The sequence below is a fragment of the Pseudomonas sp. NPDC090208 genome, assembly GCF_044746785.1.
GTDB lineage: Bacteria > Pseudomonadota > Gammaproteobacteria > Pseudomonadales > Pseudomonadaceae > Aquipseudomonas.
This window is the reverse complement of sequence record NZ_JBIVCU010000004.1, coordinates 167,974-189,994: the sequence shown is the minus strand read 5'-3', so window position 1 is coordinate 189,994 and position 22,021 is coordinate 167,974. Positions and strand designations below refer to the sequence as shown.

Below are 22,021 nucleotides of genomic sequence, written 5' to 3'. Positions count from 1 at the left end.
TTTCGAGGGGGCCGGTTCAGGCGCCGTGATGGCGTTGCCATCCGCGCGGTGCAAAGCGGCAGATCATGAATTTGTGGAATGATCCGGCGCCTTAATTTCGCTTGTTCAACGCCGCCCGGGGTCGCTTAGATACGCGCTCATTTCATTGTGCGCAGGACGACACGCCATGGCTTACACCGCTGTCAGCAATTCCATCAACGTGGTCCATCCGGTCAGCCTCAGCCACGGCAAGAACGCCGAAGTCTGGGACGTGCAGGGCAAGCGCTACATCGACTTCGTCGGCGGCATCGGCGTGCTCAATCTCGGGCATTGCCACCCGGCCATCGTCGCGGCGATCAGCGAGCAGGCTCAGCGTCTGACTCACTATGCTTTCAACGCGGCGCCGCACCAGCCGTACCAGCAGTTCATCGCGCGGCTGGCCGAGTTTGTGCCGGTCGGATATCCGCTCAGCGGCATGCTCACCAACAGCGGCGCGGAGGCTGCGGAAAACGCCCTGAAAGCGGTGCGCGCCCACACCGGCAAATCGGCGGTGATCGCCTTTGACGGCGCCTTCCACGGCCGCACCCTGGCGACCCTGAACCTCAACGGCAAGGTCGCACCGTACAAACAGAAAGTCGGCGTGCTGCCGGGGCCGGTGTATCACCTGCCGTATCCGAGTGCCGACAACGGCGTCAGCTGTGCCGAGGCGTTGAAGGCCATGGACCGTCTGTTCAGCGTCGAAATCGACATCGACGAAGTGGCCTGTTTCATCATCGAACCGGTGCAGGGCGAGGGCGGCTTCCTGGCGCTGGACGTCGAGTTTGCCAAGGCCCTGCGCACCCTGTGCGACGACAAGGGCATCGTCTTGATCGTCGATGAAATCCAGTCCGGCTTCGGTCGTACCGGGCAGCGCTTCGCCTTCAGTCGGCTGGGGATCGAACCGGACCTGTTGTTGCTCGGCAAGAGCATCGCCGGCGGTGTGCCGCTGGGTGCGGTGATGGGCCGCGCGGCGATCATGGACAGTCTGCCCAAGGGCGGCTTGGGTGGTACCTATTCCGGCAACCCGATTGCCTGCGCTGCCGGGCTGGCGACGCTGACCGAAATGAGCGACGTCAATCTCGCGCAGTGGGGCGAATATCAGGCGCAGACCCTGCTGACCCGCCACCAGCGCTGGCAGGCTCAAGGGCTCACGCCGTTTCTGGGCCGCCTCACCGGGGTCGGCGCCATGCGCGGCATCGAGTTGCTGACCCCCGAGGGCAAGCCGGCCACCGCGCAGATGGCGCAACTGCTGGAGCTGGCGAGGGATCGCGGCCTGTTGCTGATGCCCAGCGGCAAGGCCCGGCACATCGTGCGCCTGCTGGCGCCGCTGACGATTGAACCTGCGGTGCTGGACGAGGGTCTGGATATTCTCGAAGCGTGCCTGGCGCAGCTACGCTGACACAGGCTTGGAAAATGACCGGGAACGCGAAAGAATGCGCCATTCTTTCGCGCACTCTCACCACGCTGTAACCGTTCAGCGGAGGACAGGTATTTTGAATCAGCTAAAACGCCTTCAGAGCGGCATTGAAGGGCTGGATGAGCTGTTGAAGGGCGGTTTTGTCGCCGGGTCCTCTTACATCATTCAGGGGCGTCCGGGGTCGGGCAAGACCATCCTCGCCAACCAGATCGGCTTCAACCATGCCCGCCATGGCGGGCGGGTGCTGTTCGCGACCCTGCTGGCCGAGCCCCACGAGCGGCTGTTCCAGTTTCTCTCGACCTTGAGCTTTTTCGACCGCAGCAAGATCGGCGACCAAGTGCAGTTCGTCAGCGCCTTCGACACCATGGAAAACGACGGCCTCGATGAGGTGGTGAAGCTGCTGCGGCGCGAGATCGTGCGGCAGAAGTCCACGGTGATGATCCTCGACGGTCTGCTCAATGCCCGCTCGAAGGCCGACTCGCCGCTCAACACCAAACGCTTCATTTCCGAGTTGCAGGGCCACGCCGCATTCGCCGGTTGCACGGTGTTTTTCCTCACCAGCTCGCAACTGGACGACGGCAGCCCCGAGCACACCATGGTCGACGGTGTGCTGGAACTGGGCGAGGAGCGGGTCGGCAACCGTTCGGTGCGGCGCATCAAGATGCGCAAGACCCGCGGCAGCGGTGCCATTTCCGGCGCCCATGAATGTGAGATCACTGAAAACGGCCTGGTGGTCTATCCGCGTCTGGAAAGCATCGTCACCGATTGGGCGATGCGTGACAGCGATCATTTTTCCGTGGTGCCGAGCGGTCTTCCCAGCCTCGATCCGTTGATTGGCGGCGGGCTGGTCGAGTCCTCGGTGACGCTGGTGCTGGGCCCGTCGGGCTCGGGCAAGACCTCGCTGGGCCTGAGTTTTCTGGGACAGTGCAGCGCCGAGGCGCCGGGACTGCTGCTCGGTTTTTACGAGTCGCCGCAACGAGTGAGGCTGAAAGCGGCCGCGCTGGGCCTGGACTTCCCCGCCATGGAGCAGGCCGGTGCGCTGCACCTGATGTGGAAGTCGATCACCACGGAAATGATCGACCGGCTGGCCATCGACCTGCTGCGCACCGTCGAAGAAAAATCGATCAAACGCCTGTTCATCGACAGCCTGGTCGGCATGGCACGCACGGCGGCGGACAAACAGCGCGTGCTTGATCTCTTCACCGCGCTGATGGGCGAGTTGCGTGCGCGTAACGTGACGGTCTTCGCGTCGTGGGAAGTGACGACGTTGCTCGGTGGCGAGATCGATGCGCCGGCGCCCGATCTGTCGGGCATCGTCGACAATCTGCTGCTGCTCCGGTTTGTCCAGGAACCGGCTGAACTAAAGCGGCAGTTGTCCATTCTTAAAGTCAGGGATAACCCGTACGACCCGGCGCTGCTGGAGGTCTCCATTGGTGACCGGGGTCTAGACGTGAAAAAGGTCCGTTTCCATGCCTCTGGCGATGCAAGCAATCCGTAGCTGTCGCGCTCGCCATGATGCCCGCTGCCGGGCACACAGGCGGGAAGCGTCATGACCACCATCCTGATCGTCGACGATGAATACCTGATCGCCGACATCCTCAGCTTCGCCCTTGAGGACGAGGGTTACCTGACCGTGACCGCCGGCAGCGGTCGCAGAGCGCTGGACATCCTGAAACGGGAAACCCCGCAACTGATCATCACCGACTACATGATGCCGGGCATGAACGGTATCGAACTGGCCGAGGCGATCCGTGGGCAGAACGCCCTGGCGCAGGTGCCGATCCTGCTCATGAGCGGCGCCCAGGCGCACTTGGGGCTGGCGCGGCCCGATCTGTTCGTCGAAGTCTTCGACAAGCCGTTCGACATTCAGGCGGTGCTGACGAGCGTCAAAAGCCTTCTGGCGGATCATTGATTCGCCAAGGTTCAGCGCGCTGAGTCTTCGCTGCGGTTGACGCTGAATCGCCGCCGGTATTCACCCGGGGTCAGCCCGGTGATGCGGCTGAAGATCTTGCGAAAGGCACTGGCGTCGCCATACCCCACCTGCCAGGCAATCGCGTCGGCGGTCAGCGTGCTGAATTGCAGCATTTCGCAGGCCTTGCCGACCCGCAGGCGCTGGCAGTAATCGACAGCGGTCAGGCCAGTGGCCTTGCGAAAACGGCGCAGGAACGTGCGCTCCTCCAGACCGGCCATGGCCGCGAGCGTCGCCAGATTCACATCTTTCGCCCCGCTGGCCTGCAAGCCGTGCTGCACCTTGAGCACAGCGGCGTCGCCGTGGCTCAGGTTCGGCGAAAAGGTGCTGTAGTAGCGCTGCTCGCGGCCCGGCGGATCGACCAGCATGTAATGCGCGGTTTCGGCCATCACCGTCGGCCCGAGAAAACGGTCGACCAGCTTCAGGCCCAGATCGACCCAGGCCATCAGGCCGCCGGCGCTGAGGATGTCGCCGTCGTCGATGAGCAAGCGGTCGATATCCAGGCGGACCTGAGGGAAGCGCTGCCGAAAGATCTCGGCATGGTCCCAGTGGGTGGTCATGCAGCGGCCGTCGACCAGCCCGGTTTCCGCCAGCAGAAATGCGCCGCCACAGGCCGAGGCGATGACCGTGCCGGCCTGATGGCAGGCCTTCAGCCAGCTCACGAACGGTTCGCTATCTGCCGCAGGCATCGGCCCGCCCAGACGCGGTGGCAGGATCAGCACGTCCGGTCGAGCATCGCTGTGAATGGCCTGACCGGCCACATCGCTGATGCCCGTCGGCAGTTGCTGGCTGACCCGTAAAAACGCCGATGAGCCGCCGTCGTGGCGGATGGCAAAACCGTCGGCAATCCTGAACAGATCGATCAGCCCGAAGATGGCGGCCAGTTGTGCGCCGGGAAACGGCACGATGCCGATGTTGAATGTCTTGTGTGCCGTCATGGTGTCGATATTGACCTGTTAAATGTCGATCCAGCCACTGCCGATCCTCCCGCGTTCTGCCCATGATGTCCAGCTCAACCCCCGACCTTGAAGTCGGACCTTCAAAGGAGCAGGCAATGACTGAAACGGCAGCGCAACCACAAAGCATCCCACCGTGGCACATCGCCGGAGATTGGCTGGACGTGTGTTCCTGCAACTCGCCGTGCCCGTGTACCTACGCTCAGCCGCCGACCGGCAACCATTGTGAAGTGCTGTGGGCTTACCGGATCAACGAAGGCCATTACGGCGACACACCGATGGCCGGGCTCAAGGTGGTGCTGCTGGCCAACTTCACCGGCAACCTGTGGGACGGCGCCTGGCTCGATTGCGGGTTCTTCTTCGATTCGGCTGCCGACGACGCCCAGCGCGCCGCCATGGTGGCGATCTTCACCGGGCAGGTCGGCGGCTGGATGAGCCAGTTCGTGCCGACCCATGTGCGTGAGGTCAGGGGCGTGGAGTTCGCGCAGATCAGCGTGGACATCGAACACACCCTGGAGCACTGGCGGGTGACGGTGGAAGACAAGGTCGAGGCCAGCGGCAAGGCCATGAGCGGCCCGACCTCCGACCCGAGTCGCCGCCTGCAGAGCTTCAACCCGCCGGGCAGTGAAGTCGGCCCGACCAGTGCGGCGGTGACCTGGGGCAAAAGCGTGGCCGGGCGCTGGAAGGCTTTCGGCTTCGAGCAGAACATTCCTGCCGGCCAGGCCAGCAAGCACATTCCGTTCGATTGGCAGGGACCGGACGCCCCATGAAAACCGCCTCGACCGTTTCACCGCCCGCTGCCGGGCGCAGGCTTTCGGTGTCCGGCTGGACGCTGATCGTGGTGGTCCTGAGCATTGCCGCCTGGCTCGCCACGCTGGTGTGGATGGGCGGCATGGATCAGGGGCCGGGCACGCCGCTGCATCATTTGCCGGTGTTTCTCGGCGGTTGGGTGCTGATGCTCACCGCGATGATGCTGCCGTCGGAACTCAACTACATCGCCGCGTTCGCCGGCATGTTGCGCGGGCGCGCCGTGCCAGGTCCAGTACGCGCCCGGCGGGTGCTGAGTTTCATCGGCGGTTATGCCATCGCCTGGCTGGCCTACGGGCTTCTGGCGTTCGCGCTGGATGCACTGGTGCGCGGCCTCAGCCCGGCGTTTCTGGCCTGGAATCGCGGCGGTCCGGCGCTGGCCGGTGCGGTGCTGATTCTGGCTGGGCTGTTTCAGTTGTCGTCGCTCAAGCATGTCTGTCTCAAGGGCTGCCGCTCGCCGTTTTCCTTCTTTCAGCAGTACTGGAAACAGGACAATGGCGGTGCCGTGGTCATGGGCTTTCGCCACGGGCTGGTCTGCGTCGGCTGTTGCTGGGCGCTGATGGCGGTGATGTTTGCCGTGGGCGCGATGAGCCTGACCTGGATGGCCTTGCTGACGCTGTTCATGTTCGCCGAGAAAATGCTGCCTGGCGGCCATCGACTGGCGACGCCGATTGCCGGTTTTCTGTGGCTCATGGGGTTATGGATCGCGCTGTCGCCGGAGACCGCGCCACTGCTCCAGGACCCCATGATGTTCGACGGCTATTGCCACAGCCTGTGAAGCGTCAGCTGTCGAACGGCGCGTTGTCGATCAGGTCACAGACGTTCGGGCAGTCGAAGCCGTGGATGTGTCGGCGGGCGACGTCACCCAGGCCGGTGCCGATGGCGGTGTGCGGTTTCTTGCGCGCCACTTCGGCCACCGCCTGGGTGAACGCCGCCTTCATGCCCAGGCGCGGATACAGCGCCAGGGTGTCGTCGATCAACGAGGGGGTGATTTCCTCGATGAACAGGCCCATGACGTCGACGTGGGCGCCCATGAAAATCAGCGCGATTTCCGGCTGCTTGCGTTCGGCAATGCCGGCGCTGGAGTGCAGGGCAATGCCGTCCCAGACCAGTTGCGCCTGGGCATCGGAAGCGCCGTTGTCGAGCAACAGGCGGCTGGCCGCGTCGGCGCCGTCGACCTCGAAACGGTTGTCGCCGGCGAACTCCTCGGTCAGCCCCAGGTCGTGGAGCAGCGAGGCCAGATACACCGTTTCGCGGTCGTACTTGAGGCCGCGGGTCCTGCCGAGAAACTCGGCGAACCACCAGGTGCGGTGGACGTGATTGAGCAACGCCTGATTGTGGACGCGTTGTACGAGCGCATTGGCCTTGCGGGTCAGGATCGAATCGGGGGCGATGATGCCGCCGACGGTGACAGGAGTGTTCATGAGGGGCTTCCTGAAGTGGATGTTGTCCTGTCTCAAGGTAAGGATCTGGCGCTGGCCCATTTGACTAATTTCAGTCGATTCGTGCCAACATGCGCGTTAGCCCGTCACAGGAAACCACCATGAAATCAGCGGCCAGCAAGCGTCATTCACTCAGCGGTGCCCGCTCCAGACGCATCGTGATCCTCGGCCTGCCCCCGGTGGATGCGCTGGACGTGACCGGCCCGGCCGAGGTGTTCGCCTTCGCCAATCTGTTGTACGGCGGCGATGTACCGCCCTATGTGCTGGAGCTGGTGTCGCCGGGCGCTGACCTGCATCTGCAAAGCAGCGCGGGCATCGGCCTCACCGCCCATCATTCGCTGGAACAGGAGCGTCAGGCCGGCAAGCCGATCGACACGCTGATCGTGGCGTCGGGCTGGAAGGCGACCGGGCAACTGGACGAGGGCGCCATCGCCTGGATCAACGAGCGTTCCTCCCGCGTGCGGCGCTTGTGTTCGATCTGTGTTGCCGCATTCGCCCTGGCACGGGCCGGCGTGCTGGAAGGGCGGCGGGCGGCGACGCACTGGCGCATGGCGCGGGAGCTGGCGGACCGTTACCCGGCGGTGCAGGTCGATCCCAACCCGATCTGGATCAAGGACGGCCATGTCTACACCTCGGCGGGGATTTCCGCCGGCATCGACCTGGCGCTCGCGCTGGTCAGCGAAGACCTCGGTGACGAGATCGCCATGGACATCGCGAAAAACATGGTGCTGTTCCTGCGTCGCCCCGGCGGGCAGGCGCAGTTCAGCGTCACGTTGCAATCGCAGCGTGTGTCCGGCTCCAGCCTCGACGAACTGTGCGTATGGATCAGCGAGCACCTGCATACCGACCTGACGGTCGAAATTCTGGCCGACCAGTTGTCGACCAGTGTCAGGACGCTGATCCGCACCTTCCAGCGCGACCTGAAAATCACCCCGGCGCGGTATGTCGAGGACGTGCGGCTGGAGGCGGCCTGTCGGGCGTTCGAGATGGGCACGCGATCGGCCGAAGAAATCGCCCGGCGCTGTGGCTATCGCAGCGTCGACGTGCTGCGCAAGGCCTTCGTCCGCCGCCTGGGCGTCACCCCGAAGGAATACGCCCAGCGCTTCGCACCGCAGCGGATGGCGGTGGTGTAAGCAGAGAATGACCCCTTGTAGGAGCCGGCTTGCTGGCGAACGCGGTGGGTCATTCGACTTTCATGGGACTGACCCGACGCTTTCGCGAGCAGGGCTCCCTCCCACGGATGTGTGGTGTTTGGCAGATTTCGGCATGGCAACACCATCTGTGAAACCACCACAAAAACCTGTGGGAGTGGGCTTGCCCGCGAGGGCGGAATGTCAGCCAACCTTGTAGCGTCTGATCCAACGCCTTCGCGGGCAAGCCGTGCTCCCACGGATCGTGCATGGCTGCTACGGGTTGCGGGCTCGAACCGAAGACCCATGAACACCACAAAAACCTGTGGGAGCGGGCTTGCCCGCGAAGGCGGAATGCCAGCCAACTTTGTAGCGTCTGATCCAACGCCTTCGCGGGCAAGCTGCGCTCCCACGGATGGTGCATGGGTGCTACAGGTTGCGGGCTTGAACTGAAGATCCATGGACACCACAAAACCTGTGGGAGGGAGCCCTGCTCGCGAAAGCGGTGGGTCAGGCGATAGCGGACCAGCAGGGCCGGCAAGCCGGACTGCTACGGATTCAGTGTCGCCTGCTGCATTTCTGGCACAAATCATCCGTAAACCGTCAATTTGCGCCATGGTCCGGACCATAGACTCCGTCGCAACCACGCCGAAACCCCAAGCCTTGAAGCGTGGACCCCTTATGCCTTACCTGCGACAGGAGCCCGACCATGGCCAGATTCGATGAATACGCCTTCAGCGCCCAACCCGGTTTCGACGAACCCACCATGCGCGAGGCCTTTGCCAAAGCCGTGCCGCTGAAAACCGTGCTGATCTACTGCTACGACCCGCGGGTGCGCAACATCCCCGAGGCCGTGGCCAGGCACTTTGGCGAGGTCTATCCCGGTGAAGTGCTGAAAGACGCGCAAGGTCACAGCGTCGGTTCCACCACCACCCTGGCGACGGTGTCGGTCGCAGCAGGCCGTGCGGTCGATGGTCTGCGTTCGATCACCGTGGCCGAGTACCTGTTCGGCATCCAGAACATCGTCATCGTCCACCATTCCAACTGTGGCGCGACCTCGTTCTCCAAAGACGGCTTCGTCAACAACTTCGGCCATGAGCACGGCACCGATATCTCGACGTGCTACGACCAGGGCAGCGTGTGCATCACCGACTACGAGAAGTCGCTGCAATACGACGTGGACCTGGTGCGTGCCAGCGTCGGCGTGCCAAAGCATGTCGATGTGTTCGGCCTGTTCTACGACACCGACACCGGTGCGCTGACCGAAGTCGTTCGCGATCTGCATCAGCCAGCCTGATTGCCTGCCGGTCGTTCCATCGACGCCGCCCCCGGCTTTCGGGCGCGGCGTTTTTCCGTTTTTTCGTGTGATCGCTCAGCAAGGATTACCCATGATTTCCGTCTGGCTCTCGGCTGTACTGGCCCGTCGTAACGTCCACTACGGTTGGGCGATGATTGCCGTCACCTTTCTTACCGCGCTGATCAGCGCCGCCTCGGTGGGCGCACCCAGCGTGTTTATCGTGCCGATGCAACTGGAATTCGGCTGGAACATCGCCGAGATTTCCTCTGCGCTGTCACTGCGCTTCGTCCTGTTCGGCCTGATGGCGCCGTTCGCCGCCGCGCTGATGAACCGTTACGGCCTGCGCAACGTGACCCTGACCGCCTTGTCGACGGTGCTGGTCAGCCTGGTGCTGTCGTTGAACATGACCGAAGTCTGGCAGTTGATGCTGCTGTGGGGCGTTGCGGTGGGCATCGGTGCCGGCATGACCGCGCTGACGTTGAGCGCGACGGTGGCTTCGCGCTGGTTCAGCGCCCGTCGCGGTCTGGTGGTGGGCATCCTGACCGCCAGCACCGCCACCGGCCAACTGGTGTTCATGCCGATCCTCGCCAGCATCACCGAGCATGCCGGCTGGCGCTGGGCGCTGGCATTGATGTGCCTGATGCTGCTGATCGCGGCGCTGGCGGTGTTGCTGATCATGCGCGACCGGCCCGAGGATCTGGGCCTGCGTCCCTTTGGCGATAACGGCACGGCGCCCATCGCCAAGCCGCCACAGGCCGGCGCCTCGATCATCGCGGCGTCCCTGGGTGCGTTGCGCGAAGCCGCCGGAACACGAGTGTTCTGGATTCTGTTCGGCACGTTTTTCATCTGTGGCGCGACCACCAACGGTCTGGTGCAGGTTCACCTGATCCCCCTGTGCGGCGATTTCGGCATCTCCCAGGTCAAGGCGGCGGGGCTGCTCGCGGCCATGGGCGTGTTCGATCTGATCGGCACGATCGCCTCGGGCTGGTTGTCGGACCGATTCGACAACCGTCATTTGCTGTTCTGGTATTACGGGCTGCGTGGCCTGGCGCTGATTGCGTTGCCGTTTTCCGATTTTTCGATCTACGGGCTGTCACTGTTTGCGGTGTTCTACGGCCTGGACTGGATCGCCACCGTACCGCCGACCGTGCGCCTGGCCGCCTCGCGTTTCGGGCCTGAACGGGCAGGGCTGGTGTTTGGCTGGATCTTCGCCGGTCACCAGATCGGCGCGGCCGCCGCAGCGTTCGGTGCCGGCTGGTCACGCCTGGCGCTGCAAAGCTACCTGCCGGCGTTCTCCACCGGCGGCGTGCTGTGCCTGATCGCCGCCATCGCAATCCTGTGGGGCAAGAGCCGGCCAAAGGCAGCAACTAATCTATAAGCGCCGGAAAGCATCTGTAGCCGTCCGGCTTGCCGGCGATGGGGCCCTTGGGATCGCTGACGCTGGGAAGCCAGGCTGCTACAGGTTTAGTGGCATTCGTGGGATGGACGGTAAATGCAAATCCTGTGGAAGCGGGCTTGCCCGCGAATGCGTCCGCTCAGCAAATACCGCGTCGCCTGACACTCCGCCATCGCGAGCAGAGCTCCCTCCCACGGCCTTCGGCCAGAAGCAAAAGCAGCCAGTTCTCGCAGACCCGTAGCAGTCCGGCTTGCCGGCGGCGCCCTTGGGGTCGCTAGCGCTGGCAAGCCAGGCTGCTACAGGACTGGGGGGAGAACCGAAAACCCATGGACACCACAAAACCTGTGGGAGGGAGCTCTGCTCGCGATGGCGGCGTGTCAGGCAATGATGCATTGGCAGGATGGACGCATTCGCGGGCAAGCGCACTCCTACGGGCGATTGGCGTCAACTGCCCTGTGACAACCCTGTGTTAGCATCCACACCTGCCCGCGGCGGCCACGCCTGGGCTTTTTGCTGGAGCCTGCCCCATGACGCCACTGATCGATATCCGCACCTATCACGGTGAGTGCGCCGCGCACGATCACGGTTTCGCTCAGATCGTGCTACCGGCCCAGGGCTGCATGGACATCGAGGTGGAGGGGCAGGGCGCTCGGCTGGATCTGTTCACCGCCGCGCTGGTCAACCCCGGCGCCCGGCACGCGCAATCTGCGCAAGCGGCCAGCCGCTTTCTGGTGTTGGACTGCCCGGTCGAATGGTTCGAGCAGGCCGGGCTCGGTCAGCGCAGTTATGTGCCGATCTCGGCCAGCACGCGTAAGTTGATCGAGTACGCCGACCTGCTCGGCAAGCCGGCGCTGGCGACCAGCACCGCGCAATTGACGCCCTTGCTGCTGGGCGGCCTGGCCCGGGATCTGGGCCAGCGGCTGGTAGGCATGGATGTTTTGCTGGCGCAGGTCGCAGCCAACCCCGGCGGCCACTGGAGCAACGACACCATGGCCCGCATCGCCGGCATGAGCCTGAGCCGTTTCAACATACGCTTCGCCGAGCGTTTCCAGCAGACCCCGCAAGCCTGGCTGACCGACCTGCGCATGCAGCAGGCGCGCCAGTGGCTGGCCCACAGCAACCTGCCGCTGGCGGACATCGCCCTGAAGGTGGGTTTTTCCGATCAGGCCGCGCTGACCCGCGCCATGAGCCGCCTGTGCAACACCACGCCAGTGGCATACCGCCGTCACACGCGAGCGTCCCGGTAAAGAAAACAGGCTTCCGGGACAATACGCCGCTTCCCCCTCGCGCCACACTGCTGCTCATTTTTCAGAGGCGCGGCGGGATGACAGGCAATCGGCAATTGATCAAAGGGGCGATTTGCGGCGTGGCGGCAGGCAGCTGCTGGGGCGTGATCTTTCTCGGCCCGGTGCTTGCACCCGGCGTGTCCGGCACCGGTTTCGCGGTGCTGCGCTTTCTTTGCTACGGCCTGTTTTCCCTGATTCTGCTGCTGCCGCGCGGGCGCAAGGTCTGGGCGCAATTGAACCGTACCGACTGGGTGGCGCTGTTCTGGCTGAGCCTGATCGGCAACCTGCTGTATTACTCGCTGGTGGGCATCGGCGTGCAGCAGGTTGGCGTCGGCACCACCTCGTTGATCGTCGGCCTGATCCCGGTACTGGTGACGCTGGCTGGACGCCGCGACGCCAACGCCGTGGCGCTGTCACGGCTGTTGCCGTCACTGTGCTGCGCCAGCGCCGGGGTGGTGCTGATCAGCCTGCATGCCATGACCGGCGACCCTGCCGGCGGTGACAGCCGCGTCGGGCTGCTCTGTGCGTTCGGCGCGTTGATCAGTTGGAGCTGGTACGCGGTGCGCAATGCCCGGCATCTGGCGTTGACGCAGGTGTCGTCCCATGACTGGGCGCTGTTGAGCGGAGTCATGACCGGCGCGCAATCGCTGCTGCTGGTGCTGCCGGTGTTTGGTACGCAACTGAACAGCGAAGGCCTGCGACTGCTGCTCGATCCCTTGTTGGTAGCAGCAGGCGTGGCCGCGCTGGCGTCGGTGATCGGTGGCGCCTTGTGGAATCAGGCCAGCCGCTTGCTACCGCTGGCCCTGAGCGGGCAGGTGCTGGTAATCGAGACGTTGATGGCGCTGCTCCTCGGGTTTCTCTGGGAGCAGCGTTTGCCGACATTGCAGGAGTCGGTCGCCATCGGCCTGCTGCTGGTCGGCGTGATGTGGTGTCTGCGCTGTCATCAGCCTGCCCGGACGGGCGCGGTTCACGAGCACGCCTGAGCGGCTGTCCTGTCAGAGGGTCATGATCATTTCATGCCAGGCCATGCCGCCGTGGTCCGATGGCGAAGGCTGCACGTAGGTGTAGCCCATGCGGCGGTACAGCTCGACATGGCGCTCCTTGCACATCAGGTGAATGGTCGCCTTGCCCGCCGCGCGCATGCGCTGGACGAACTCGCGCATCAGCAGGCTGGCGTGGCCGCGGCCTTGATGCGCCGGGTCGAGCACCACCGACATGATCACCACGTTGGGCGCGGCTGCGTCGTGACCCACCAGTTCCTTGAACGCCTCGTCGGACATCACCACTTCATGGGCGCAGCCGCTGTTGATGAAACCGATGATCTGCCCGGCGTCCTCCAGGATCAGAAAACCTTCGGGGTACTGCGCGATGCGCGTGGCGATCTTTTCCAGGGTGGCGGCTTCATCGCCTTCATAGGCGGACGATTCGATGTCGAAGCAGCGGGCGGCGTCCGAAGACACGGGGTTGCGGAAGGCGAGGGTGGACATGGTGATTCCTGACGGGGTGGTTCTTGGGTGGCTCCTGGGTCGCTCGGCAGATTCGGGCAAAGCCGACTGGCAAGCGCAGGCAGGATGTCAGATCCGCGCCCCGGTGCAAACCCGCAGCGCCGCCGGATCGGCGACAGGTACGGAGCGCTCTTTAGAGCAATGTCGAATAACGCCAACTAACGCTTGTTTCTGAATCGGCAATAGTCCATTACTGGAAGTGATGTAATGCCCGGCAATATCAACGCCCGTGATGAATGTTATTGGCTGGAAACATTTATCAGCGGCGATGTTTTTAGGAAGAATGAACTCCAGAAGCAAACAACAAGACAGTTTGCTCAGATACCCCATCGAACTTTCTGGAGATACAAACATGAAATACTTAGCCTTCGCCGCCCTCTCGTTCGCCAGCATCTATGCCACCGCCAGCCAGGCCGCCGACGTTGATGCAGCCGCCAAGCCACTGTCGCACGTCGAGCAGTACAACCAGCACAAAGGCCTGGACATCGCCAAGGTCATCAGCGTGAAAAGCGCCCAGGACCCAGAGAAAACCGACGGTCCAGTGCGCAACACCATGGTCTACGTCGATGGTTCGGGCGTGACCCACAGCCTCGAATACACCACCCAGGGCTACGGTCGTCAAAATGGTTGATGGCGGCTGTTACAACAGTCTTCCATTGTCCCGCCTTGAATGAAAACGCTGCAGTTTCTGCAGCGTTTTCGTTTGTCCGGCCAATTAAACTTTCGTTTATTTAATCGGCCTATCGACGCTATTTAATTATTTGGCTTGTTCCAGTGGCGGTGTTCTCGGCGGCACACGGCGTTTATTGCCGAGCGCTTCAAAACCGGCAGCAAAGCTCAACAACGCGGAGTCGTCATAGGCTTTACCGGCAAAGGTCAGACCGACCGGCATGCCGATATCGGCCATCACACCCATCGGCACGGTCACCGTAGGCACACCCAGGTGACGGATCGCGAGGTTGCCGTTGGCGACCCACACGCCGTTGCTCCAGGCGATGTCCGCCGACGCCGGGTCAACATCGGCATTGGCCGGACCGACATCGGCCACGGTCGGAAACAGCACCGCGTCGAGTCCCAGACGGTCCATCCACTCTTCCAGGTCGATGCGGCGGGTCTGCTCAAGCCCCTTGAGGCCGGCTTCCAGCGTGGCGATCTCGTTCCACGGCGTGATGCCGTTTTTGGCCATTTCCACGTATTTGTCCATGCCCGCGGCCAGATCGTCTTCGCGGTTGGGCAGGGTGCCGGGGTCGTGGGGGAAAATCTTCGGCCCATCGACGTCGGCCAGCCGGTTCAGCGCCGGGTCGCCGTTGGCCCTGAGGAAATCGTCGAAGCCCCAGGCGCTCAGCGCCCACAGTTCGTCGTGGAGAAATGCCTTCGACACCAGACCGCGATTGAACACGGTTGGCGCGCCGGGGCGATCGCCTTCGCAGTTCGACACCAGCGGGAAATCCACCTCGATCACTTCGGCACCGGCCGCTTCCAGCGCCTGACGCGCCGCCTGCCACAGGTCGATCACCGAATCACGGGTGACGATGCGCTGGCCGGTCGGCCCGCCGATGCCCGGTGCTTCGGACGTACCGGCTTCGGCGTCGGCGTTGATGTACATGCGCGGCACGCCGAAACGCTTGCCGGCCAGCGCAGCAGAACCTGCGGCCAGTGCCTGATAGGCGGCCGGGCGCACCGACGCCACCGACGGAATCGGCACCCACGGCTGCAACCGCCACAGGTCGCCACGGGTGTCGGTGTCTTCCGCCACCACCACGTCGAGCACTTCCAGCAGGTCGGCCATGGTCCGCGCGTAGGGCACGACCACGTCCATGGTCGGCGTCAGCGGCCAGTTGCCGCGCACGGAAATCACTCCGCGCGATGGCGTGTAGGCGCACAGGCCATTATTCGATGCCGGCCCGCGACCGCTGGACCAGGTTTCCTCGGCCACGCCGAACGCCGCGAAGCTGGCCGCCGTGGCGGTGCCGGCACCGTTGGACGAGCCCGAGGCGAAGGGCGCTGTCAGGTAGTCGGCGTTGTACGGGCTTTCGGCGCGACCGTAGACGCCACGCTGCATGCCGCCGTTGGCCATGGGCGGCATGTTGGTCTTGCCCAGGCAGATTGCACCGGCGGCGCGCAACCGCTCGATGGTGAACGCATCGCGGCAGGCAAGCAGGTTGGCGAACGCCGGGCTGCCGGAGGCGGCCGTCAGGCCCTTGACCAGATAGCTGTCCTTGGCCGTGTAGGGAATGCCGTCCAGCGGGCCGAGGGTCTGGCCCTTGGCGCGGCGAGCGTCGGACGCTTCGGCTTCTTGCAGGGCTTCAGGGTTGCGCACCACCACGGCATTGAGCGCGGTCGGCGTGTCGGCGCCGTCGTAGGCGTCGATACGGGCCAGGTAGGCCTTGACCAGTTCGACGGCGGTGGTGCGGCCGGATTCGAGTGCGGCGCGCAACTCGGCGATGGAAACTTCGGTGACTTCGATCATGGGCTTACCGTGGGCTGCCAGGAAGAGAAGGGGCGATGGCGCTGGCCATCGAAACGAAAGGGTGCATAAGGGCGTCAGGCTCTTGGGCGGGGTGTCGCGGCAGGCTGCTCGGGTGCGCTGGATGCTCAGGGCAAGTACGCGGATGGCAGCGGGGCACGCACCCCGTCATTTTTATGAAAGCCGGGATTGCACCTCAATCGGCCAGCGGCGTCAATTGCCGCGCTCACTCATAACCTGCATTAAAGTCGTGATGCCTATTCATAAAAGTCGGGTTACTCCAATTGAGGTATATCGATGATTAAACATCGTACAACTTCAATTGGATCCCGGCATTGCGTGGCGATGCACTCCGTGTATATGATGGCAAACAGATATCAAGTCTTTTATTGTTGGTCACAACTGCGTATTCCCGTGAATACCGCAGCGCTGGCTGACGTGCCCTGTTTTGTTCTTGAGAACATATATGTCGAATCGCTCTTTGCACTTCAAACTGTTCTGGACCGCATTGACCGGTGCCGTGGCAATCATGCTGCTGTTATTGGCCGCTATTGCTTACATTGCCTATGGCTCGGCGGTAAAAGAAAACGCGACACTGGTTGAAACCGTCGTCAAGGGCAATGCCAAGGCGGTCGAAGTCGAACTGGGCGTGGGTTATTCGGTAGCCGAGTCGCTGGCCAGCGTGGCCGCTGCCTTGCAGCGTCAGCATGTCGAGCGCAAGACCGCCGATGCAACGACGCGCCAGTTGCTCGAAGCCAATCCGCAGTTGCTGGGGCTCGGCCAATACTGGGAAGCCAACGCCTTCGATGGCCGCGACAGCGAATTCGCCAACCAGCCCAATCACGACGCCAGCGGCCGTTACCTGACCTACTGGAACCGGGCCGACGGCTCGATCAAGTCCGAAGCACTGAGCGGCTACGCCCCGGAAACCGCCGACAACCAGTATTACTACCGACCGTTGCACACAGGTCGGGCCTGGGCATCGGAGCCGTACATCTACCGCACGGCCAGCGGTCAACAGTTGATGCTGGCCTCGATCATGGTGCCGCTGATGCAGAACGGCCGGGCCTTGGGCGTGGCCGGCGTGGACATCCCGCTGCAAGGGATCAGCGCGCAACTGGCGAAGATCGATGTGTTCAAGGGCTACGCCGCGCTGATTTCCAGCGACGGCCTGTACGCCAGTCACCCCAATGCCGCCCGCCTGAGCCAGCCCGCTGATGACTTGCCCGCCGCCGCGCGCGAGGCAATCAAGGCCGGCAAGTCCGCGAGCTTCGAGAACGACGGCTGGAACTACGTTCTGCAGCCGGTGCAGATCGGCAAGGCGCCGAATCAGTGGGCGCTGATGATCGCCTATCCGCAGGCCGAGGCGATGGCCGGCATCAACCGCTTTCTCTACACCGCCGTGGGCGTCGGCCTGGCCGGCCTGTTGGTGCTGGCGATCGTGCTGTGGCAACTGCTGGGCTGGCAGATTCGTCCGCTGTCGGGTCTGACCGTTGGGATTCAGGGCTGGAGCGGCGAGTTGGGTCTGCGCTTCGAACAGCGTAGTGGCGACGAAACCGGCAAGCTGGCCGGGGCGTTCAACCAGTTCATCCACCGGCTGGGCGAACTGGTCGGCACCATCCGTCACAGCAGCGGTGCGCTGATGCAGGTGTCGAGTCACTTGAGCGACACCACCCAGGCAGTCGCCGAGCGCGCCACCACGCAACACACCGCGACCGAGGAAATGGCCAGTGGCGTGACGGCCCTGGCGCACTCGGTCACCGAGATGGCCCAGCAGGCCGAGGATGTCGAGCAACTGGCGCGCAGCACCGAAGCGTTGACCACCCACATCTCCGACGACATGAGCCAGACCCTGGCCGGCATCACCCACATCGACCAGACCATGGACGTGGTGGCCGGTGCTGTGGGCGATCTGGAGAAACGTTCGCAGCAGATTGCCGGCATTATCGCGGTGATTCGCAGCATTGCCGACCAGACCAACCTGCTGGCGCTCAACGCTGCCATCGAGGCGGCACGGGCCGGCGAGCAGGGGCGCGGCTTTGCGGTGGTGGCCGACGAGGTCCGGCAGCTGGCCGAACGCACCAGCCGCTCCACCGGGGAAATCGGCGAGATGATCGGCGCCATCGGTTCGGACGTGCGCAACACTGTGGCCAATGTGCAGCAGGTCGGCGAGGCGGTGCGGACCGGCGTGGTGCAGTTGACCAGTTCGGCCGAAGGGGTCGGGCAGATTCGTCAGAACGCCCGCGACATCCTCACGCGGATCAGCGAAGTGGCGCGCCAGACCCAGAGCCAGGCCGCCACCGGTGAGCAGTTGTCCGTGGCGATCCAGGGTGTCAGCCGGATCTCGGAACAGAACGATCAGGCGATTCGTACCTTGCTGGATCAGTCCATCGAATTGCGCGATCAGGCCGGGCATTTGAGTCAGCAGTTGACCCAGTTCAAACAATAAACGTGTCGTTGTTTGATCAACCGTAAAAAGCGAAATACACCTGCGAATAAACCGTGGTGTATTTCGCAACCTGTTTAAATTAGACGGTTGAATAAATACGGTTGTGCCTTGAACGCTGTTCACACTTGCGGGTTTGTTTGATCGAGCCGTATGCGCACGTTGCGTGACGGACAATGTTTTTTTCTGCCCCCTGTTTCCGGGGCAACGCCATGCCGATATAAAGGCGTTGTAAAACAGCCGTTATATCGGCGTGGCTGCCGGAACATGCCTCACCAATCGTGAGCGCGCAGCCAGTCGACAATCAGCGTATTCAACCTTTCCCCGGAAAAGCTCGGGAAATGCCCGCCATGCACGGTACGAACCGGCAGGGTCAGCAAGCGTTCCAGGCTGCTGCGGTACTGGGTCAGATCGCTGTGGTAGGCGTCTTCGATCAACGGCCCGTCGTAGATCACATCGCCGCTGAACAGCGTCTGCGTGGCGCGTTCCCACAGGCTGATGCCGCCTGGTGAATGGCCCGGGGTGTGGATCACTTCCAGCACGCGGTCGCCCAGGTCGATGACATCGCCGTCCTCGACCAACCGCGTTGCCGGTGCCGCCTTGACCCGGTACTCGGCGTAGCACAGCGGGCAATCAGGGTGGGCGTCGAACATCGGGTCGGCCATGCACATCGTCGCCAGGGTGTTGTCGCCATCGGGGTTGGCAAGGATGTCGGCTTCGGCGCTGTGCACCAACCGCTCGGGGAATTCGTGGTGGCCGGCCATGTGGTCGAAGTGGGTGTGGCTGGCCACGGCGCACAGCGGTTTCTCGATAAGAAAGGGCAGCTGCTCGCGCAGGCTGACCAGCCCCGAGCCGCTGTCGATCAGCACGCTCTTGTCACGTCCGGCGACGTACCACAGGTTGCAGCGGTAGAACGGACGAATGTACGGCTCATGGATCAGGCTGATGCCGTCGGCCTTGTGCTGAACCTCGAACCATTGATCGCGGGTGACGATTTTCATGTTGCCTTCCTGATGGGCCTGGCCGTCATGTGACGAATAGGGTGGGAGCGAATTTATTCGCGATTGGCCGGTCCGGTCGACTGATATTTGTCGCCTGGAACACCGCATCGCGAATGAATTCGCTCCCACCAGGACGGCGGGGTGACGCGATCAGTCCATCAATCCGCCGTCTGCGCAGCCACGGTCTGCGGCTGGTCGGGCTTGCGCTGCAGGAGGATGCCGATGAAGGAAATCACCAGCGCCAGGCCGATGGTCGAGGTGACTTCGGGGCGGTGTTCCGGGGTGACCAGCATGTAACCCAGCGCCGCGGTGATGAACACGATCACCAGCCAGGTCAGCCAGGGAAACAGCCACATCTTGAAGCTCAGTTCGATGCCCTGTTGCCGGAACAGGCGACGCATGCGCAGCTGCGAAATGGCGATCACCAGATACACCAGCAGGGCGATGGCACCCGAGCTGGCGAGCAGAAATTGAAACAGGCTGGGCGGTGCAACGCAGCTGAGGATGGTCACGCCTGCGCCGATCACCGTACTGGCCAGCACCGCGCCGCGCGGCACGCCGTTGCGCGAGGTGGCTTTCATGGACTTCGGTGCCTCGCCGCGTCGCCCCAGCGAATAGAGCATGCGCGAGGCAATGTAGATCGACGAGTTCATGCAGCTGGCGACCGCCACCAGCACCACGATGTCGACCATGAAGTCGGCATGGGGAATGTTCATCAGCTCCAGCGCGCGCTGGTAGGAGCCGACCGACGCCAGCAGCGGGTCGTTCCACGGCACGATGGAAATCACCACCAGGATCGACAGCAGGTAGAACACGCTGATGCGCCAGATCACCGAGCGGGTGGCCTTGGCGATGTTGCCGGCCGGGTTGCTCGATTCGGCGGCGGCGATGGTCACCGCTTCAGTGCCGATGAAGCTGAACATCACGGTGATGAAGGCGCCGGCAAGCCCCGACAGGCCGGTCGGGGCGAAACCGCCGTAGTCGTTCATCAAGCGGTTCAGGCCGCTGACCGAATGCTCCGGCAACCAGCCCATCAGCACGACGCCGCCAAGGGCGATGAAACCGATGATCGCCACCACCTTGAACAGTGCGAACCAGAACTCGAACTCGCCGTATTTGGCCACGCTGAACAGGTTGGTGGCGGACAGGGCGACGATCGACAGCAGGGCGAACAGCCAGGTGTCGACCTGTGGAAACCAGGCGTTGAGCACATGCCCGGCGGCCAGTGCTTCGATGGGGATCACCAGCACCCAGAACCACCAGTACAACCAGCCGATGGTGAAGCCGGCCCAGTGTCCGATGGCCTGGTCGGCGTAGGTGGAGAACGAACCGGTGTCGGGGTTGGCGACGGCCATCTCGCCAAGCATGCGCATCACCAGCACCACCAGCAGGCCGGACAGCAGATAAGCGACGATGGTGGCGGGGCCGGCGGCGGCGATGGCGTGGCCGGAGCCGACGAACAGACCGGCACCGATGATGCCGGCGATGGAAAGCATGGTGACGTGGCGCGGCTTGAAGCCTTGCGCCAGCTGGGTGTTCGAATCCTCGAAACCGGGGCTGATCATTATGTTCTTTCTCTTATGTCTGAGAATGGACGCGCACAAACGCGCCGCCACCATACCCGTACGGATCGACCGGCGAATTACTCGGGCACGCCCTGTGAACATCCGTTTGCGACATGACTGCTGTCGCCTGGTGAGCTCCTATAATGGCCTTTTAGTCATTGTCGGGGACGCGCAGTCCCGTCTGCTGGAGAGCCGATTTCCGATGGAAGCCAATCGTTTCGGCGATATCACCGCCTTCGTCGCCTCAGTCAAGGCCGGTAGCTTTACCTCGGCTGCCGACACCCTGGGCCTGACCCGCTCGGCGGTGGGCAAGAGCATCGTGCGCCTGGAAAGCCGCATGGGCGTGCGCCTGCTCAACCGCACCACGCGCAAGCTCAGCCTGACCGATGAAGGCCGGGTGGCCTATGAGCGCTGGCGGCAGATTCTCGAAGACCTCGACGAGGTCGAATCGACCATGGCCCGGCGCCGGGAAAAGCCCACCGGCACGCTGAAACTCACCGCGCCGCTGTCGTTCGGTCAGCGCCATATCCTGCCGCTGCTGGAGGTCTACCTGAAGCAATGGCCGGAACTGCGCGCCAATATCTGGTTCACCGACCGGTTTGTCGATCTGGTCGAGGAGGGCGTGGACATCGCCCTGCGCATCGGCCAGATCAATGACAACTCGCAACTGCTGACCCGCACTGTCGGCTGGCAGCAGTATTGCGTGTGTGCCTCGCCCGACTACCTGGCCCGGCGTGGCGTGCCGGTGACCCCCGAGGATCTGACGGGGCACGACACCATCGCCTTGCTCAGTGGCGAACACAGCATCGCCTGGCAGTTCCACAGCGCCGCTGGTGCCTTCACCCACGACCAGCCGGGGCGGCTGAACATCGACAGTTCCGAAGCGGCGCGCGAGGCGGCGCTGTCCGGTTTCGGCCTGATCCGCCTGCCGACCTACATCACCGGCAACGACCTGCGCGCTGGCACCCTGGTAGAAGTACTGGAAGACTTCCGCGCGCCGGCAGACCCGATCCGCATCGTCTACCCCAGCAAACGCCACCTGTCGCCGCGGGTGCGGATCTTCATCGATTTGCTGGTGCAGCGCTGGCAGGACGGGGTGCCGTGGGGAGAGGGCCGTGTCTGAAAAAACGTGACTTATGCGCCAATTCTCCGAGCGACTGATGACCTGTGGGAGGGAGCTCTGCTCGCGATAGCGGTGGGTCATTCAGCAGTGTGTTTTCAGACCTACCGCCATCGCGAGCAGAGCTCCCTCCCACAGGGGTATGCGTGCGGCATGGCGAGGATGTGATTGGGGAATGTCAGGCCCGAGTCACGGTCGC

Annotated in this window: 19 protein-coding genes and 2 pseudogenes; 14 read left to right on the top strand and 7 right to left on the bottom strand. The window is 63.4% G+C overall.

Annotation, left to right across the window (positions count from 1 at the left end):
- Positions 1-166 precede the first annotated feature (166 nt).
- The 3 genes from ACIPL0_RS09125 to ACIPL0_RS09115 all read left to right on the top strand — a co-directional run bounded on the left by ACIPL0_RS09125 (position 167) and on the right by ACIPL0_RS09115 (position 3,347).
- Positions 167-1,417, top strand: coding sequence for an aspartate aminotransferase family protein (locus ACIPL0_RS09125; RefSeq protein ID WP_400599188.1), 1,251 nt, complete (start codon positions 167-169; stop codon positions 1,415-1,417).
- Between the two features lie 94 nt (positions 1,418-1,511).
- Positions 1,512-2,933, top strand: a complete 1,422-nt coding sequence (locus ACIPL0_RS09120; RefSeq protein WP_400599187.1) for an ATPase domain-containing protein — start codon at positions 1,512-1,514, stop codon at positions 2,931-2,933.
- 51 nt (positions 2,934-2,984) lie between these two features.
- Positions 2,985-3,347 carry a response regulator gene (locus ACIPL0_RS09115; RefSeq protein ID WP_400599185.1) on the top strand — a complete coding sequence of 121 codons (363 nt, stop codon included), beginning with the start codon at positions 2,985-2,987 and terminating at the stop codon, positions 3,345-3,347.
- Between the two features lie 11 nt (positions 3,348-3,358).
- Here the strand turns inward: ACIPL0_RS09115 and ACIPL0_RS09110 are convergent, their stop codons facing one another.
- Positions 3,359-4,342, bottom strand: a complete 984-nt coding sequence (locus ACIPL0_RS09110; protein ID WP_400599183.1) for a GlxA family transcriptional regulator — start codon at positions 4,340-4,342, stop codon at positions 3,359-3,361.
- Positions 4,343-4,458: 116 nt separating this feature from the next.
- On the opposite strand from ACIPL0_RS09110, the gene ACIPL0_RS09105 reads away from it, so the two are divergent.
- Positions 4,459-5,130, top strand: a complete 672-nt coding sequence (locus ACIPL0_RS09105; protein ID WP_400599181.1) for a DUF1326 domain-containing protein — start codon at positions 4,459-4,461, stop codon at positions 5,128-5,130.
- On the top strand, positions 5,127-5,945 hold the full coding sequence (locus tag ACIPL0_RS09100; RefSeq protein ID WP_400599180.1) for a DUF2182 domain-containing protein: 819 nt from the start codon (positions 5,127-5,129) through the stop codon (positions 5,943-5,945). Before ACIPL0_RS09105 ends, ACIPL0_RS09100 begins: the two co-directional genes overlap by 4 nt.
- Positions 5,946-5,949: 4 nt before the next feature.
- Here ACIPL0_RS09100 and ACIPL0_RS09095 read toward each other — a convergent pair whose 3' ends face one another.
- On the bottom strand, positions 5,950-6,591 hold the full coding sequence (locus ACIPL0_RS09095) for an HD domain-containing protein (protein ID WP_400599179.1): 642 nt from the start codon (positions 6,589-6,591) through the stop codon (positions 5,950-5,952).
- Between the two features lie 119 nt (positions 6,592-6,710).
- Between ACIPL0_RS09095 and ACIPL0_RS09090 the strand changes: the two genes are divergently transcribed.
- The 5 genes from ACIPL0_RS09090 to ACIPL0_RS09070 all read left to right on the top strand — a co-directional run bounded on the left by ACIPL0_RS09090 (position 6,711) and on the right by ACIPL0_RS09070 (position 12,701).
- Positions 6,711-7,742, top strand: coding sequence for a GlxA family transcriptional regulator (locus tag ACIPL0_RS09090; protein ID WP_400599178.1), 1,032 nt, complete (start codon positions 6,711-6,713; stop codon positions 7,740-7,742).
- 706 nt (positions 7,743-8,448) lie between these two features.
- Positions 8,449-9,036: a carbonic anhydrase gene (locus tag ACIPL0_RS09085; RefSeq protein WP_400599177.1), complete on the top strand. Its 588-nt coding sequence runs from the start codon at positions 8,449-8,451 to the stop codon at positions 9,034-9,036.
- A gap of 91 nt (positions 9,037-9,127) precedes the next feature.
- The gene (locus ACIPL0_RS09080; protein WP_400599176.1) at positions 9,128-10,414 is read left to right on the top strand and encodes an MFS transporter; all 1,287 of its coding nucleotides are present in this window, start codon (positions 9,128-9,130) and stop codon (positions 10,412-10,414) included.
- A 545-nt stretch (positions 10,415-10,959) separates the two neighbouring features.
- On the top strand, positions 10,960-11,679 hold the full coding sequence (locus ACIPL0_RS09075; protein ID WP_400599175.1) for an AraC family transcriptional regulator: 720 nt from the start codon (positions 10,960-10,962) through the stop codon (positions 11,677-11,679).
- Between the two features lie 77 nt (positions 11,680-11,756).
- Positions 11,757-12,701 carry a DMT family transporter gene (locus ACIPL0_RS09070; protein ID WP_400599174.1) on the top strand — a complete coding sequence of 315 codons (945 nt, stop codon included), beginning with the start codon at positions 11,757-11,759 and terminating at the stop codon, positions 12,699-12,701.
- Positions 12,702-12,713: 12 nt separating this feature from the next.
- Here ACIPL0_RS09070 and ACIPL0_RS09065 read toward each other — a convergent pair whose 3' ends face one another.
- Both ACIPL0_RS09065 and ACIPL0_RS09060 read right to left on the bottom strand, forming a co-directional pair.
- Positions 12,714-13,205 carry a GNAT family N-acetyltransferase gene (locus tag ACIPL0_RS09065; RefSeq protein WP_400599173.1) on the bottom strand — a complete coding sequence of 164 codons (492 nt, stop codon included), beginning with the start codon at positions 13,203-13,205 and terminating at the stop codon, positions 12,714-12,716.
- 87 nt (positions 13,206-13,292) lie between these two features.
- The gene (locus tag ACIPL0_RS09060) at positions 13,293-13,577 is read right to left on the bottom strand and encodes a hypothetical protein (protein WP_400599171.1); all 285 of its coding nucleotides are present in this window, start codon (positions 13,575-13,577) and stop codon (positions 13,293-13,295) included.
- On the opposite strand from ACIPL0_RS09060, the gene ACIPL0_RS09055 reads away from it, so the two are divergent.
- Positions 13,576-13,854 carry a DUF2790 domain-containing protein gene (locus ACIPL0_RS09055; RefSeq protein WP_400599170.1) on the top strand — a complete coding sequence of 93 codons (279 nt, stop codon included), beginning with the start codon at positions 13,576-13,578 and terminating at the stop codon, positions 13,852-13,854. The two genes, ACIPL0_RS09060 and ACIPL0_RS09055, sit on opposite strands and share 2 nt — an antisense overlap.
- A 126-nt stretch (positions 13,855-13,980) precedes the next feature.
- On the opposite strand, the gene ACIPL0_RS09050 is transcribed toward ACIPL0_RS09055, so the two are convergent.
- Entirely contained in the window at positions 13,981-15,693 is a 1,713-nt protein-coding gene (locus ACIPL0_RS09050; RefSeq protein WP_400731520.1) for an amidase, read from the bottom strand.
- Positions 15,694-16,156: 463 nt separating this feature from the next.
- Here ACIPL0_RS09050 and ACIPL0_RS09045 point away from each other — a divergent pair.
- Positions 16,157-16,963 (top strand): annotated as a pseudogene (locus tag ACIPL0_RS09045) (cache domain-containing protein); the annotation flags it as partial.
- A gap of 639 nt (positions 16,964-17,602) precedes the next feature.
- Positions 17,603-18,139: pseudogene (locus ACIPL0_RS09040) on the top strand (methyl-accepting chemotaxis protein); the annotation flags it as partial.
- A 269-nt stretch (positions 18,140-18,408) separates the two neighbouring features.
- On the opposite strand, the gene ACIPL0_RS09035 reads toward ACIPL0_RS09040, so the two are convergent.
- Positions 18,409-19,137: an MBL fold metallo-hydrolase gene (locus ACIPL0_RS09035; protein WP_400599167.1), complete on the bottom strand. Its 729-nt coding sequence runs from the start codon at positions 19,135-19,137 to the stop codon at positions 18,409-18,411.
- 158 nt (positions 19,138-19,295) lie between these two features.
- Positions 19,296-20,702, bottom strand: coding sequence for an amino acid permease (locus tag ACIPL0_RS09030; protein ID WP_400599166.1), 1,407 nt, complete (start codon positions 20,700-20,702; stop codon positions 19,296-19,298).
- Positions 20,703-20,904: 202 nt separating this feature from the next.
- On the opposite strand from ACIPL0_RS09030, the gene ACIPL0_RS09025 reads away from it, so the two are divergent.
- On the top strand, positions 20,905-21,825 hold the full coding sequence (locus ACIPL0_RS09025; protein WP_400599164.1) for a LysR substrate-binding domain-containing protein: 921 nt from the start codon (positions 20,905-20,907) through the stop codon (positions 21,823-21,825).
- The last annotated feature ends 196 nt before the right edge of the window (positions 21,826-22,021 follow it).

What these genes read in the sequence shown, in the direction of transcription:
- ACIPL0_RS09050 (WP_400731520.1), bottom strand. Translation starts at nt 15,693, where the DNA reads ATGATCGAAGTCACCGAAGTTTCCATCGCCGAGTTGCGCGCCGCACTC.
- ACIPL0_RS09075 (WP_400599175.1), top strand. Translation starts at nt 10,960, where the DNA reads ATGACGCCACTGATCGATATCCGCACCTATCACGGTGAGTGCGCCGCG.
- ACIPL0_RS09055 (WP_400599170.1), top strand. Translation starts at nt 13,576, where the DNA reads ATGAAATACTTAGCCTTCGCCGCCCTCTCGTTCGCCAGCATCTATGCC.
- ACIPL0_RS09100 (WP_400599180.1), top strand. Translation starts at nt 5,127, where the DNA reads ATGAAAACCGCCTCGACCGTTTCACCGCCCGCTGCCGGGCGCAGGCTT.
- ACIPL0_RS09110 (WP_400599183.1), bottom strand. Translation starts at nt 4,342, where the DNA reads ATGACGGCACACAAGACATTCAACATCGGCATCGTGCCGTTTCCCGGC.
- ACIPL0_RS09030 (WP_400599166.1), bottom strand. Translation starts at nt 20,702, where the DNA reads ATGATCAGCCCCGGTTTCGAGGATTCGAACACCCAGCTGGCGCAAGGC.
- ACIPL0_RS09080 (WP_400599176.1), top strand. Translation starts at nt 9,128, where the DNA reads ATGATTTCCGTCTGGCTCTCGGCTGTACTGGCCCGTCGTAACGTCCAC.
- ACIPL0_RS09085 (WP_400599177.1), top strand. Translation starts at nt 8,449, where the DNA reads ATGGCCAGATTCGATGAATACGCCTTCAGCGCCCAACCCGGTTTCGAC.
- ACIPL0_RS09105 (WP_400599181.1), top strand. Translation starts at nt 4,459, where the DNA reads ATGACTGAAACGGCAGCGCAACCACAAAGCATCCCACCGTGGCACATC.
- ACIPL0_RS09065 (WP_400599173.1), bottom strand. Translation starts at nt 13,205, where the DNA reads ATGTCCACCCTCGCCTTCCGCAACCCCGTGTCTTCGGACGCCGCCCGC.
- ACIPL0_RS09115 (WP_400599185.1), top strand. Translation starts at nt 2,985, where the DNA reads ATGACCACCATCCTGATCGTCGACGATGAATACCTGATCGCCGACATC.
- ACIPL0_RS09090 (WP_400599178.1), top strand. Translation starts at nt 6,711, where the DNA reads ATGAAATCAGCGGCCAGCAAGCGTCATTCACTCAGCGGTGCCCGCTCC.
- ACIPL0_RS09025 (WP_400599164.1), top strand. Translation starts at nt 20,905, where the DNA reads ATGGAAGCCAATCGTTTCGGCGATATCACCGCCTTCGTCGCCTCAGTC.
- ACIPL0_RS09060 (WP_400599171.1), bottom strand. Translation starts at nt 13,577, where the DNA reads ATGTTTGTATCTCCAGAAAGTTCGATGGGGTATCTGAGCAAACTGTCT.
- ACIPL0_RS09070 (WP_400599174.1), top strand. Translation starts at nt 11,757, where the DNA reads ATGACAGGCAATCGGCAATTGATCAAAGGGGCGATTTGCGGCGTGGCG.
- ACIPL0_RS09035 (WP_400599167.1), bottom strand. Translation starts at nt 19,137, where the DNA reads ATGAAAATCGTCACCCGCGATCAATGGTTCGAGGTTCAGCACAAGGCC.
- ACIPL0_RS09095 (WP_400599179.1), bottom strand. Translation starts at nt 6,591, where the DNA reads ATGAACACTCCTGTCACCGTCGGCGGCATCATCGCCCCCGATTCGATC.
- ACIPL0_RS09125 (WP_400599188.1), top strand. Translation starts at nt 167, where the DNA reads ATGGCTTACACCGCTGTCAGCAATTCCATCAACGTGGTCCATCCGGTC.